1 rRNA gene is annotated in these 227 nt (G+C 55.9%); it reads right to left on the minus strand.

From position 1 onward, the window contains the following. Window positions 1-35: 35 nt before the first annotated feature. Window positions 36-227, minus strand: a 16S ribosomal RNA gene (locus tag WS34_RS15265); the annotation flags it as partial.

Raw genomic sequence — 227 nt, forward strand, 5'->3', positions numbered from 1 at the left:
ATTCGTATTCATCTTTAAGTAATCGTACTCTCCAGAAAGGAGGTGTTCCAGCCGCACCTTCCGGTACGGCTACCTTGTTACGACTTAGCCCCAGTCATCGGTTTTGCCCTAGGACGCTCCTTGCGGTCACGTACTTCAGGCACCCCCGACTCCCATGGCTTGACGGGCGGTGTGTACAAGGCCCGGGAACGTATTCACCGCGCCATGGCTGATGCGCGATTACTAGC

This window comes from Odoribacter sp. N15.MGS-14 (genome assembly GCF_000980245.1).
GTDB lineage: Bacteria > Bacteroidota > Bacteroidia > Bacteroidales > Marinifilaceae > Odoribacter > Odoribacter splanchnicus.